Below are 12,777 nucleotides of genomic sequence, written 5' to 3' on the forward strand. Positions count from 1 at the left end.
GACGGTGGCAGTTGGGCGCGGCAGGGGTTAGTCGAGCCGGCGGGACCAACCGGCCCGCCAAGCCAGACCGGCCGAAACATGGTTGTCAGACGATGATGCCGCTGGCGCCGAGCCAGCTGCCGATGAGGAAGGTCGCGATGAGCGCCGCCGCGCCGCCGATGACCACGCGCACGGCCGCCTTCGTCTTCGAGCCGCCGCCGATCCACGCGCCGATGGCGCCGGTCAGGGCGAGGGCGACCAGCACGGCCACGAAGGTCAGCGGAACACGGATGTTCTCGGGCGGCAGCAGGATGGCAAGCATGGGGAGGACCGCGCCGATGAGGAACGCCGCGGCGGAGGCGAACGCTGCGTGCCACGGGCTGACAATGTCCGTCTCGTCAATGTGCAGTTCCGCGGAGAGGTGGGCGGCGAGGGCATCGTGGGCCGTGAGCTCCTTGGCTACGGTGCGCGCCGTATCAGCGCTGAGGCCCTTGCCCTGGTAGATCGCGGCGAGCTCCTCGAGTTCCTCCTCGGGCTGCTCGGCCAGCTCCCGGCGTTCCTTCTCGATCAGCGCCTTCTGGCTGTCCTTCTGGCTGCTCACGGAGACGTATTCGCCCAGGGCCATCGAGATTGCCCCGCCTACGACGCCGGCGGCACCGGCGACGAGGATGGGGCCGGAATCCGTGGTGACGCCGGCAACGCCGACCACAATCGCGGCGACGGAGACGATGCCGTCGTTGGCGCCCAGCACACCGGCGCGAAGCCAGTTAAGGCGGTGCGCAATGTCGTTGTGGTGGGGCTCGTTCTCGTGCTGCGTGGGGGCGGCTTGGCTGTCCATGACTACAGCAAAGCACCGGTGGTCGCGGCTGGCCAGCATGACAAGCCTAAGCAAGGTAAGCCGCAGCTACCCCGGCCCGGGGGGATTTCCTTGCCCATCAACCCGTGGCGTGCCAGCGCAGCGGGGGCACATTGACACGGACACGCCGCGCTCAGGGCCGGAATCCTGGCCCACGGACGCCAAAGTTGCCCCGCACGGCCGCGGGCGAGTGCCAACCCCGCGGGCGAGTGCGGACAGGCATGGACCCGGAAGGAGGAAATCCGGGGGCGAGAGACCAGCCGGTTAGGGACCGGGCATCACCGACGGAGCCGGCAGCGGCGGGAACGTCTCCGGGTCTGCGGCCAGGCCGGGGACGGCGCCGGTGTCAGCGCCCCAGAGGGCGGACCGCCGGGCGGCCCCCACGAGTCCGGAGATCGCCCACTGGCGGGTCTGGCCCTCGCTCAGGGCCACCAGGTCGCCGTAGGCCGTCAGCGCAGAGGTTTCCAGGCCGCCGAGGCCGGTGGCGGGCGAGGCTAGGAACGCCGGGGCCATGGTGTACCCGGCTTCCCGGGCCGGAGCCGCGGCGCAGTGCATCCTGCTGAGGGCTTCGGCGCCGGAAGCGAGGGCTTCATGCCGGGCGAGCTGCTGCGACGCCGAGGCGGCCGCGTCGCCGGAGAGCCGGGTCAGCGCCACCTGGTAGCCGTACACCGTTTCCAGCTCGGTCCGCACGATGGCTGCCAGCGCTCCGGGCAGGGTAGCGGTGCCAGTGTCCCGGCCCGCCGAAGCAGCAGCCCCGGAGGACGCCGGCGCGGACGACGGCGACGCAGGGGCACTCGGGCACGCCCCGAACAGTGACGGTGCGGCCGGGTCGGGCACGGCAGGGGCCGGTGCGCCGGCCGCCGCGGCGAGGGAGGACGCCTGAAGCAGCTGCGCGGTCCCGACGGCGGCCAGCAACCGGGCCATGCCGCCGTCGGCCATGGCAGCGTCGGCGAGCCGTTGCGAGGCGCTGGCCGCCAGCTCGGTCGCGAGGGCGGCGGCGGTAGCGGGCAGGGGAGGGGATGACGGCGACGCGGACGGGGTAGCACTTGAGGGCGCACCCTCCGCCGGAGGGGATTCCGGGCTGTCCTGGCCCGGCAGCAGGAGGGCCCTGGCCTGGCTTGTCAGCAAACTCACAGTCCGCGCCACAGCCGGTTGCCCGCCGCTTGCGATGGACCGCCCAAGTTCCTCGCCGGCGGCCCGCAGCCGCATGGTTTCCGTCAGCGCGGCGGACCTCGCCTGCTCGGAAAACGGCGGTTCGGCGGGCTCTTTGGGGATGCCGGGACTGAACGCCATGCCCAGGCTGACGACCACCAGGGCGAGGCAGGCCAGAAGTGCGATGCGGGGAATGAGGCCCCGCCGCCGCTTTTGCCTGGTGTCGTCTTTCACAACAGACCATGTTGTCATGCCGGCCACTAACTCCGTGCACCACGTCGCCCGGAAAATCGCTAGGCTAGTACACACAACATCATCTAGCGGGAGGCGGCCGGCATCATGACCAACGCAGAAGCCACGACTTCAACAGACCGGACCGGGACGGGGAAGGCTGAAGCCGCACCCGCTCACAACTTCGAGGCCGAGCGGCTGCATGCCCTCCTGGAGCCCGAGGTACTGGCAAACCGGCTGTACCTGGAGGACGTTTCCATTCACGTCGCCGGAGCCAACCGGGTGGTCCACGTAGTGGTGGACCTGCCGCAGGAGGAGACCGGGGGAGTCGGCCTCGACGTCATCGCGGAGATCTCCAAGACCCTCTCCGACACCCTGGACAACGATCCCAGCACCGACTCCCGCCCCTACGAGCTCGAAGTTTCCTCGCCCGGCGTCGGCCGTCCGCTCACCGAAGAGCGGCACTGGTACCGCGCCCGGGGCCGCATGGTCAAGGTCAACGTCCTGCAGGGCGAGAACGTCACCGGCCGGGTCCAGTCCGTCGACGACGGCGGCGTGACGCTGGTCCCGGAGATCACCGTGAAGAAGGGTATGAAGCCCAAGCAGGGCGAGCCCGTCAAGCTTCCTTTCGACAGGATCCGCAGTGGAAAAGTCGAGATAGAGTTCAGCCACCTCGAAGAGGCCGGCCTGGAGAACGCAAACAATGGACCTTCTGAGGAGGCCTAATGGATATTGACATGAGCGCACTGAGACTCCTGGAGCGTGAGCGTGAAATCCCGCTGGATCTCCTGATTCCGACCATCGAGCAGGCCCTGCTGGTGGCCTACCACAAGACGCCGGGCGCCTTCGAGAAGGCCCGGGCCGAGCTGGACCGCAAGAGCGGCCACGTCACCATCTGGGCCACCGAGATCGACGACGACGGCGCCCCGGTCGGCGAATTCGAGGACACGCCCGCGGGCTTCGGACGCATCGCGGCAAGCACCGCACGGCAGATCATCCTGCAGCGCCTCCGGGACGCTGAGGACGACAACGTCTTGGGCCAGTTCAAGGGCCGCGAGGGCGAGCTGGTCGCCGGCACCATCCAGCAGGGCAACAACCCGCACATGATCCAGGTCAACCTGGGCACGGTGGAGGCACTGCTGCCGCCGCCCGAGCAGGTGCCGGGGGAGAAGTACACCCACGGCAACCGTCTCCGCGCCTTCGTGATCGACGTGCACCGCGGTACCAAGGGTCCGTCCATCACGCTGTCCCGGTCCCACCCGGGTCTCGTCCGGAAGCTCTTCGAAATGGAAGTTCCGGAAATTGCGGACCGCTCCGTGGAAATCGTTGCCCTGGCCCGCGAGGCCGGTCACCGCACCAAGATGGCCGTTAAGGCCAACAACCCCGGCATCAACGCCAAGGGCGCCTGCATCGGCGAAATGGGCTCGCGCGTCCGGGCAGTCATGAACGAACTCAACGACGAGAAGATCGACATTGTCGACTACAGCGACGATCCGGCGACGTTCATCGCCAGCGCGCTCTCCCCGTCGCGGGTGAATTCGGTCACCATCACGGACGAGGCAACCCGCTCGGCCCGCGTGGTGGTCCCGGACTACCAGCTCTCCCTCGCCATCGGCAAGGAGGGCCAGAATGCCCGCCTCGCCGCCAAGCTCACCGGCTGGCGGATCGACATCGTCTCCGACGCCGCGGTCACCCGCGACAAATAGGCTCCAACGAAGCAGGCCTGACCGCCGCGGGCCCCACACCGGGGTCCCGGCTCAGGCCCCCGCCGCCGGCGTCCGGGTTCCCGCAAGTTCGGGGGCCGGGCGCTTGAGGGGCTAGAATAGACATGACCGCGCCTAACGGCCGGTATCCGTGTGTCCTCGACGCGTCCGGGTGAGTCCGGCGAAGCTGTTGTCCTCAACATCCTCGCCAGGCAAGCGCCGGAAGCCCGGGGCGGCAGATATGTACTGGCAGGAAGATACTCGTAAGTGGCACACGTGCAACACCTCGAGAATCAGCCGCAGCGTACCTGCATCGGATGCCGGAAAAAAGGGTCGCGGTCGGAGCTACTCCGGCTCGTCGCCGACGGCAGCGGTTCATCCGCCGTCGTAGTGGATGAACGACGCCGGATGGCTGGCAGGGGTGCATGGCTGCACCCCAGCGAAAAGTGCCTGGCACTGGCGGTCAAACGTCGAGCGTTCGGTCGCGCCCTCAACGGCGCTGCCGGAACGGCCGACGTCGAGCGCCGGATCATGGCAGGCACGCAAGCCGTGGACACCCCGGTGGCCGCAGCAACAACCGTCCAACCTGAAAGCGGGTCAGAAAACTGATGGAAACCCGATGAGTTCCCAGCGATGAGTGCGCAACGATGACAACTTTGTTGCGCTCTGCAATGGACCTTTCAGCTGCACTCGCGGCGGAGGTCCGCAGTAAGAAGTAGACGGTTCGTGCCTGGCTCGGTGCGGACCGAGACAGGAGAAATGTGGCCAAGGTCCGCGTACATGAGCTTGCTAAAGAGCTCGGTATTACTTCCAAAGATGCAGTAACCAAACTGCAGGAACTGGGCGAATTCGTTCGCTCTGCCTCTTCCACCATTGAGGCCCCCGTTGTGCGTAAACTCCGCAACGCGTTCCCCGACGCAGCAGCAGCTTCGAAGTCTGAAGCGCCCGCGTCCGCCCCCAAGGCACCCGCCAGCCCCTCGGCTAACCGTCCGGCGCCCGCGCCGGCCGCCCCGAAGGCTGCGGAAACCAAGACTGAAGCTCCGGCGCCGGCAGCAGCTGCTCCGGTACCCGCTGCTGCCCCGGCAGCCCCCGCCGCAGCGGCAGCACCCGCTGCCCAGGCTCCGGCGGCGCCGTCGACGGGCATCAAGCCCGGCGCGCGTCCGGCACCCAAGGCTGAAACCCCGGCTGCTCCGGCACGCCAGGGCTCGGCACCCCGCCCGGGCGGTCCCCGTCCCGGCAACAACCCGTTCGCCACGTCCCAGGGCATGCCCCGCGGCCGCGGCGGCGACAACGAACGTCCGTCGCGTCCGGGTAACAACCCGTTCGCTCCTTCCCAGGGCATGCCGCGTCCGGGCGGAAGCCGTACCGAGGGCGAACGCCCCGGCGGCCCGCGTCCCGCAGCGGGCGCCGGCGGTCCCCGTCCGGGTGCTCCCCGCACGGGCGGCGCTCCGGGTGCACGTCCGGGTGCTCCGCGTCCGGCCGGCGCAGCTGGTGCCGGCCGTCCGGCAGGAGCCGGCGGAAACCGTCCGACTCCCGGCATGATGCCTAACCGCACCGAACGTCCCGCACCCGCTGGTGCAGGCCGTCCCGGCGGCGGGGCCCGCGGCCCGGGCCGTCCGGGCGGCGCTCCAGGTACCGGTGCTCCCGGTGCCGGTGGCGGCGCTCCGGCCGGCGGCGGCTTCGGCAAGGGTGGCCGCGGTCGTGGTGGCACCCAGGGTGCTTTCGGTAAGGGCGGCGCAGGCCGTGGCAAGCAGCGCAAGTCGAAGCGTGCCAAGCGCCAGGAACTCGAGCAGATGAGTGCCCCGTCGCTGGGTGGCGTAAGTGTGCCCCGCGGCGACGGCAACACCGTAGTCCGGCTTCGCCGTGGCTCGTCCATCACGGACTTTGCCGACAAGATCGAGGCAAACCCCGCAGCACTGGTGACTGTGCTCTTCCACCTCGGCGAAATGGCTACGGCCACGCAGTCGCTGGACGAAGAGACCTTCGCCCTGCTCGGCGAGGAGCTTGGCTACAAGCTCCAGGTCGTGTCCCCGGAGGATGAGGAGCGCGAGCTGCTCTCCGGCTTCGACATCGACTTCGAAGCCGAGCTGGAAGCCGAAGGCGACGAGGACCTCGAGGCACGTCCTCCGGTTGTCACCGTCATGGGTCACGTTGACCACGGTAAGACCCGCCTGCTCGATGCCATCCGCAAGTCCGACGTTATGGCGGGCGAGCACGGCGGCATCACGCAGCACATCGGTGCTTACCAGGTCACGCACCAGCACGAAGGCACCGATCGCAAGATCACCTTCATCGATACTCCGGGCCACGAGGCGTTCACCGCCATGCGTGCCCGTGGTGCGAAGGTCACCGACATCGCCATCCTGGTGGTCGCAGCGGACGACGGCGTTATGCCGCAGACCGTTGAAGCCCTCAACCACGCCCAGGCGGCCAACGTGCCGATCGTCGTGGCCGTGAACAAGATCGACAAGGAAGGCGCCAACCCGGAAAAGGTCCGCGGCCAGCTGACCGAGTACGGACTGGTTCCGGAAGAATACGGTGGCGACACCATGTTCGTGGAGGTCTCTGCCCGCCAGAACCTGCACATCGACGAGCTGCTCGAGGCTGTCCTGCTTACCGCAGACGCCGCCCTGGACATGCGCGCCAACCCGAACAAGGACGCCCGCGGTATCGCGATTGAAGCCAACCTGGACAAGGGCCGCGGTTCCGTGGCCACCGTCCTGGTTCAGTCCGGCACCCTGCACGTCGGCGACACCATCGTGGCAGGCACGGCCCACGGCCGCGTCCGTGCGATGTTCGACGACGACGGCAGCGCCCTGACCGAGGCCGGCCCGTCCCGCCCCGTGCAGGTCCTGGGTCTGTCCAACGTCCCGCGCGCCGGCGACACCTTCTTCGTGACCGCTGACGAGCGCACCGCCCGTCAGATCGCCGAGAAGCGTGAAGCTGCGGACCGCAACGCCGCACTGGCCAAGCGCCGCAAGCGCATCAGCCTGGAAGACTTCGACCAGGCCGTCGCCGATGGCAAGATCGACACCCTCAACCTCATCCTCAAGGGTGACGTGTCCGGTGCCGTGGAAGCCCTCGAAGACGCGCTGCTCAAGATCGACGTCGGCGAGGGTGTCCAGCTCCGCGTTATCCACCGCGGTGTCGGTGCGATCACGCAGAACGACGTCAACCTGGCAACGGTCGACAGCGCTGTCATCATCGGCTTCAACGTCAAGCCCGCTGAGCGCGTTGCCGAACTGGCAGACCGCGAAGGCGTGGACATGCGCTTCTACTCCGTCATCTACGCAGCAATCGATGACATTGAGGCAGCCCTCAAGGGCATGCTCAAGCCGGAGTACGAAGAGCACCAGCTTGGCACCGCCGAGGTCCGCGAAGTGTTCCGTTCCTCCAAGTTCGGCAACATTGCAGGCTCGATCGTGCGCTCGGGTGTTATCCGACGCAACGCCAAGGCCCGCATCAGCCGCGACGGCAAGATCATCGGTGACAACCTCTCCGTTGAGACGCTCAAGCGCTTCAAGGACGACGCCACCGAGGTCCGCACGGACTTCGAGTGTGGTATCGGTCTTGGCTCGTTCAACGACATCACCGAGGGCGACATCATCGAGACCTTCGAGATGCGCGAAAAGCCGCGCGTCTAAGGTGTTGCTTCACGGGTGGGGCCGTCGGAATATTTCCGGCGGCCCCGCCCAAGGTGCGGGGCCGTTGGATTTTTCCGGCGGCCCCGCCCCTTCGCCGGACGGTTTTCGATCTTCGATCGCAAACCGCCCGGCTCCGACAGGCCCGATGCCACTCCCTGGCCGCCGGAAAAAACCCAACGGGTCCGTCGTAGACTCGCTTTAGGCGCGTGGCAACAAACCAGAAGTGTGTACGTAAGCCGCTAACGCGCCGTCGTACATCCAAATTTTTAGGAGTGGAAATGGCTGATCCCGCACGGGCTGCCAAGTTGGCGCAGCGGATTAAGGTTGTTGTTGCTGAGGCGCTGGGCCGGAGGGTTAAGGATCCGCGGCTTGAGGGCGTTACTGTTACCGATGCGCGTGTGACCAACGATCTTCAGCACGCCACGGTCTACTACACGGTGTTCGGTGACCAGCTGGTCCAGGCCGAGGCTGCCAAGGGGCTTGAGAAGGCCAAGGGTGTGCTGCGCCAGGAAGTCGGGCGGAACATCACCGTGCGGCTGACCCCGACGCTGGAGTTCGTGGCGGACCAGATTCCGGTCAACGCCTCGAACCTCGAGGAGCTGCTCCGCGCCGCGAAGAAGCGCGACGCCGAGGTGGCCGCACTCGCCGCCAGCGCCAAGCACGCCGGCGACGCCGACCCCTACAAGAGCGACACTCCGCAGGACGTGGAGCTCGACGAGGACGACTTCGACGAAGAGGACCTGGACCTCATCGACGAAGACGACGTCGACGAGGACAGCAACAAGTAGTCCAGCGTCGTCGCAGTCCTGAACAAAGCGTTTTGCACCAGGAATGGCCGGCCCCTTTGGGGGACCGGCCATTTCTGTCTGGCTTCAGGGCCGATCAGTGGCTGTGCAGCTCCACATACACGACCTGGCCGTCGGGCGGGCCATCGGGTCCGGGCAGTGCGTTGGCGGTGGCGTAGACGGTGTTTCCGCGGAGGTCCACGTCGGCGGTGGAACCGGCAGCGAGTACCACTGTCTGGTCGCCCGAGTCCGGGTCGATCCTCAGGACGCCGTCGCCGAAGAGCGAGGCAACGTACATGTCGCCGTTGTCGGCCAGGGCGAGTCCCGTGGGCGACATGATGTCCTCGGCCACGAGCTCAACCTCGTCCCCGTCCGGGCTCACCTTGAAGATCGCGCCGCGGGCGCCGAGCGCCGGATCCTCCGGTCCTCCCGGGAGCGTGGTGACGTACAGCCAGCCGTCATGCCCGACGGCGACATCGGTCGGGACGGGCTCGAAGTCGTAAGTCGATCCCACGACGCAGTCCGGCAGGCCATTGGAAGCGGCAGCGTCCGCGGTGATCTTGTAGGGCCGCGGCGGGAGTACCGCAACGGTCCTGGTCTTGCCGTTCCCGGCGTCGACGGAGACCACACTGTTGGCGCCGGCGTCCGCGACATAGATGGTTTCCTCGGTGAGAGCGATGCCGTAGGGGTGCGAATCAATTTCACCCTTGTAGGTCTCGGGCATGTCTGCGGGCAGTTGCGCCGCGCAGCCGTCCGGCAGATTCCGGAAGCCGTACCGGTTTGTCTGGTCGGCGTTGTGCTCCGTCTCCAAAGCGGCAAAATCGCCTAGGGTCCGCTGGTGGCCTTCTTCGTCGATGATTCGGATGTGGCCGGCCAGCTCGGCAGGGTCGGGACCGGCGCCCTGGCTCTCCAGGAAATACACCGAACCGTCCCGCTGGGCGTTGCCCGCCACGCTCCAGTCAGGGTTTTCGTAGAGAACTTGCTGGCTCCCCGCGGAGTCGACTCTGGTCAGGCGGCCGGCGAAGGACTCGCTCACCGTCACGGAGCCGTGGCGCCCGGCGCTGAGGTGGAGCGGACCCACCAGCCCGCCGGTGAGCACAACGGGTTCCTTACCGCCGCTGTTCCCGGCGGTATTTCCGCCGGCATTCCCTCCAGGGGCTGCGCCGGCGGCTGTCCCGGTCGAGAGGAACACGGCTGCCGTGGCGGCCGTGGCTAGCAATGACAAACTCTTTCTCATGGTTGGCTCCCGTGGCGAGTGATGAAGTATCCACATCGTTGAGACCACTGAGACCGGTACTTTGGCGGCCGGAGAATTCACGGCGGCCCCCTAAAGCGGATATTAGGCCCTCGGCGGCGCAAAGTCGATGGCCCCTCGGCGGGCCAGGGTCGCCCCCAACCGACGGTGTTGCTGGCTATGATCGGACCATGGCCACGCCTCCCTCAGCCCCGGACATCAACCGCTTCCTGGATCAGGCGATCCGGCTCGCCGCAGGGAGTGTGGCTGCGGGCGGCGGACCGTTCGGGGCGCTGGTGGTCACCGCCGTCGGGCGCATCCATGAGGGCGTCAACCGGGTCACGCGGGACAACGATCCCACGGCGCACGCCGAAGTGGTGGCCATCCGCACGGCAGCGGCGGCGTCCGCCAACTTCGACCTCAGCGGCGCCGTGCTGTATGCCAGCTGTGAACCGTGCCCGCTGTGCCTCGCCGCGGCCCTCTGGGCCCGTGTGGGCACGGTCTACTTCGCCGCCGACCGCCACGCGGCCGCCGCCGCCGGCTTCGACGACGCGCTGTTCTACGAGTATTTCGACGGGACCAGGCCGGACCTGATGCCGGTGCTCCAAACGGCAGTCCCGGCATCGGACGCTCCCTTCCAGGCCTGGCGCGACAATCCGGACCGCATCGAGTACTGAGGCGGCGCCGCTGACGGGCAGCCGGGGACTTTGGACCCTATGCCCGCCCCGCGCCGGGGCGTCCCATGGAACCATGACTGCGGGGACTCGGGAAAGCGGCGGGCCGTGGCCTCCAGCCTGATCAAGTGCCCCCATTGCGGGAAGACCAACCGGATTCCCGCGGCGGCGGCCGGCCACCCGCGCTGCGGCAACTGCCGCCAGGACCTGCCCTGGATCGTCGACGCCGGCGATGCCGACTTCGCGGTCGTCGCCGAGCAGTCCTCGACTCCCGCCCTGATCGACTTTTGGGCGGCCTGGTGCGGACCGTGCCGCATGGTCAGCCCCGTGCTCGACAAGCTGGCCCAGGAGCGCGCCGGCCGGGTCAAACTCGTCAAGGTCGACGTCGACAAATCACCGGCGCTCTCACAGCGCTTCGCCATCCAGGCCATTCCGACCATGATGCTTATCAGGGACGGCAAAGTTGTGGCCCGCCAGGCGGGCGCTCCGCCGGCGGTGGCCCTGCGCCAATGGCTCGACGGCGCGCTGGCGCCGGGCCGCCCGTGACTGACCCATCGGTGGGGTGGCGGGATGGCGAGATGGCGGGATGGAGGAAGCAATGACGGAAATACTGCGCTACGAAGTGGGTTCCGGGACCGTGCTGGTCGAAGCCGCGGACAACAGCTTCGGCGTCGAACGGCCTGCCCGCAACGATCAGGGGATCACGGACGCCGGGCGGCGGCTCGAAGACGCGCTCTCCGCCATCCGGCCTGCAGCCACCGCGGCGGCGGAGGTGCTGAAGGAAGTCGGCGCGGAACACCTGGAGCTTCAATTCGGCGTGAAGCTGGCCGGTGAGGCCGGGGCAATCATCGCGCAGAACTGCTCCGAGGCCCACTTCGTCGTCACGATGTCCTTCTCGCACGCGCCCGCGGCGGCGCATCTGGCGCATGTGGCGCCGGAGGACGACATCATGCTGTGAAGCGCTGCAGGCCCCTTGGCGATGTCTTCAGCGGCGCCTGCTCCGCGCTCCCCGGGCGCCCAGCCCCCCAAGGAACGGCGAGCCCACCCCCAGCAGGAAGCCGAAGTCGTACCAGTTGCCCGCGCGGGCCGAGTTGTAGAACGGGAACTCGCTCCACTGCCCGAAGACGTGGACGATCAGCACGATCCACGCCGTGAGCCCGTTCCAGATGCCCCATAACAAGTCCTGCCACCACATGTGAACCTCTCTGACCGAACCCGGAAACTCCAGTCCCGGCAAGTCCCGGGACGGCACGCGAAGCGCACGCGTTGCGCTCAGGGTAGGCGCTGCGGGCCCCCGGCGGTAGGGGACTGGGGCCCGCTGGCCCCGCGCCTCAGGCCAGCCGGGCCGGGAGCCGGCCGAGGCCTTCCACCAGCTCAGCCTGGCTGCTGCACAGGGCAATCCGGATCCAGCCCTCGCCGATCGAGCCGAACGCGGTGCCGGGGGCGAAAGCCACCCCGGAGTCGGCCAGGAAGCGGCGGACCCACGAGCGGACGTCCCCGCCGCTGACGTGGGACACATCGGCCCAGAGGTAAAAGGCGCCCTGCGCCGTGAGGAACGGGATCCCCTTGGACTCCAACACCGCAGAGGCGGCGTCTCGGTTGGCCCGGTAGTGCGCGTGGGCGTGGCTGACATAGTCCTGCGGGCCCGTGAGTGCGGCCAGCGCCGCGTACTGCGAAGGCGAGGCGACACAGGAGACAATCGCCTCCATCACGTTGTTCATCTTCTGCTCCAGGCCCGGCGGGCAGATCAGGGCGCCGATGCGCAGGCCCGTCAGGCCGTAGGTCTTGGAGAGCGTGAGCGAGGTGAACACGCGGGCTTCGCCGGGGACGTCGCTGTCGAAGCGGGCCGGGCTCACATGCGGAACGTCGTAGGTGAACGCCTCGTAGCATTCGTCGGAGATGATCCACAGATCGTGGCGTACGGCCAGTTCAACGAGGCTGCGGGTGAGCTCCTCGCCCAGGACGGCGCCCAGCGGGTTGGACGGCGAGTTGAGGATCAACACCTTGGTCCGCGGGGTGATGAGCTCCTCGATGTCCGCGATCCGGGGCTGGAAGTCGTGCCCGGGGTAGAGCGGGTACTGCACCGGGACGGCGTGGAGCAGGCTGCTGGTCATGGCGAACGTGGGATAGCCCGGATTGGGGATCAGGATTTCGTCGCCGGGGGAGACCAGCAGGCTCATCGCGAAGTGCAGGCCCTGCTGGGCGCCGTCGACGACGTACACGCGGTCCGCTCCGACCGGCGTCGCATTGTGCTCGCGGAACCTCGCGGCGAACGCCTCGCGCAGGGCCGGGATGCCCGCGTTGGGGGTGTAGTTCGTTTCGTCGCGGTCCAGGCAGGCCATCCCGGCCTCAAGGATGTGGCGGGGGACGGCGAACCCCGGTTCCCCGATGCTCAGGACGATGGCGCCGGGAGTTCCCCAGGCAGCTTCGGTGATCTCGCGGATCTGGTTGATGGGGACGTCGCGGACGTGGGCGGCAAGCTCGGGCATGTCTGCCATCCTAGCCGCCGTGGCCAGCGG

At 68.1% G+C, this 12,777-nt stretch carries 13 protein-coding genes; 8 read left to right on the forward strand and 5 right to left on the reverse strand.

What is annotated here, in order from left to right; genetic code table 11:
* Positions 1-85 precede the first annotated feature (85 nt).
* Together AC1DC5_RS10250 and AC1DC5_RS10255 are read right to left on the reverse strand one after the other, a co-directional pair.
* On the reverse strand, positions 86-817 hold the full coding sequence (locus AC1DC5_RS10250; RefSeq protein ID WP_441405502.1) for a VIT1/CCC1 transporter family protein: 732 nt from the start codon (positions 815-817) through the stop codon (positions 86-88).
* Positions 818-1,099: 282 nt separating this feature from the next.
* Complete coding sequence (locus AC1DC5_RS10255; protein WP_441405501.1) at positions 1,100-2,239, reverse strand: ferritin-like domain-containing protein; 1,140 nt, start codon at positions 2,237-2,239, stop codon at positions 1,100-1,102.
* 87 nt (positions 2,240-2,326) lie between these two features.
* Here AC1DC5_RS10255 and AC1DC5_RS10260 point away from each other — a divergent pair, with 87 nt between their 5' ends.
* From AC1DC5_RS10260 to rbfA, 5 genes are all read left to right on the forward strand, one after another.
* Positions 2,327-2,944 (forward strand): ribosome maturation factor RimP, encoded by a 618-nt coding sequence (locus AC1DC5_RS10260; RefSeq protein WP_441405500.1) that lies wholly within the window; start codon positions 2,327-2,329, stop codon positions 2,942-2,944.
* Positions 2,944-3,924: a transcription termination factor NusA gene (gene nusA, locus AC1DC5_RS10265; protein WP_441405499.1), complete on the forward strand. Its 981-nt coding sequence runs from the start codon at positions 2,944-2,946 to the stop codon at positions 3,922-3,924. Before AC1DC5_RS10260 ends, nusA begins: the two co-directional genes overlap by 1 nt.
* A gap of 273 nt (positions 3,925-4,197) precedes the next feature.
* Entirely contained in the window at positions 4,198-4,530 is a 333-nt protein-coding gene (locus AC1DC5_RS10270; RefSeq protein WP_224049098.1) for a YlxR family protein, read from the forward strand.
* Between the two features lie 152 nt (positions 4,531-4,682).
* Positions 4,683-7,565: a translation initiation factor IF-2 gene (gene infB / locus AC1DC5_RS10275; protein ID WP_476865050.1), complete on the forward strand. Its 2,883-nt coding sequence runs from the start codon at positions 4,683-4,685 to the stop codon at positions 7,563-7,565.
* A 278-nt stretch (positions 7,566-7,843) separates the two neighbouring features.
* Positions 7,844-8,353, forward strand: coding sequence for a 30S ribosome-binding factor RbfA (gene rbfA, locus AC1DC5_RS10280; protein WP_056432514.1), 510 nt, complete (start codon positions 7,844-7,846; stop codon positions 8,351-8,353).
* A gap of 94 nt (positions 8,354-8,447) precedes the next feature.
* Here rbfA and AC1DC5_RS10285 read toward each other — a convergent pair whose 3' ends face one another.
* Positions 8,448-9,569: a ScyD/ScyE family protein gene (locus AC1DC5_RS10285; RefSeq protein ID WP_476865051.1), complete on the reverse strand. Its 1,122-nt coding sequence runs from the start codon at positions 9,567-9,569 to the stop codon at positions 8,448-8,450.
* 206 nt (positions 9,570-9,775) lie between these two features.
* Between AC1DC5_RS10285 and AC1DC5_RS10290 the strand changes: the two genes are divergently transcribed.
* The 3 genes from AC1DC5_RS10290 to AC1DC5_RS10300 all read left to right on the forward strand — a co-directional run bounded on the left by AC1DC5_RS10290 (position 9,776) and on the right by AC1DC5_RS10300 (position 11,216).
* Positions 9,776-10,261: a nucleoside deaminase gene (locus tag AC1DC5_RS10290; RefSeq protein WP_476865052.1), complete on the forward strand. Its 486-nt coding sequence runs from the start codon at positions 9,776-9,778 to the stop codon at positions 10,259-10,261.
* 105 nt (positions 10,262-10,366) lie between these two features.
* Complete coding sequence (gene trxA, locus AC1DC5_RS10295) at positions 10,367-10,804, forward strand: thioredoxin (protein ID WP_476865053.1); 438 nt, start codon at positions 10,367-10,369, stop codon at positions 10,802-10,804.
* A gap of 52 nt (positions 10,805-10,856) precedes the next feature.
* Positions 10,857-11,216, forward strand: coding sequence for a CU044_2847 family protein (locus AC1DC5_RS10300; RefSeq protein WP_476865054.1), 360 nt, complete (start codon positions 10,857-10,859; stop codon positions 11,214-11,216).
* 27 nt (positions 11,217-11,243) lie between these two features.
* On the opposite strand, the gene AC1DC5_RS10305 is transcribed toward AC1DC5_RS10300, so the two are convergent.
* Complete coding sequence (locus tag AC1DC5_RS10305) at positions 11,244-11,453, reverse strand: hypothetical protein (RefSeq protein WP_226762315.1); 210 nt, start codon at positions 11,451-11,453, stop codon at positions 11,244-11,246.
* Between the two features lie 136 nt (positions 11,454-11,589).
* Positions 11,590-12,747: a pyridoxal phosphate-dependent aminotransferase gene (locus tag AC1DC5_RS10310; protein WP_476865055.1), complete on the reverse strand. Its 1,158-nt coding sequence runs from the start codon at positions 12,745-12,747 to the stop codon at positions 11,590-11,592.
* Between the last annotated feature and the right edge of the window lie 30 nt (positions 12,748-12,777).

This window comes from Arthrobacter sp. 10L424 (assembly GCF_056395325.1).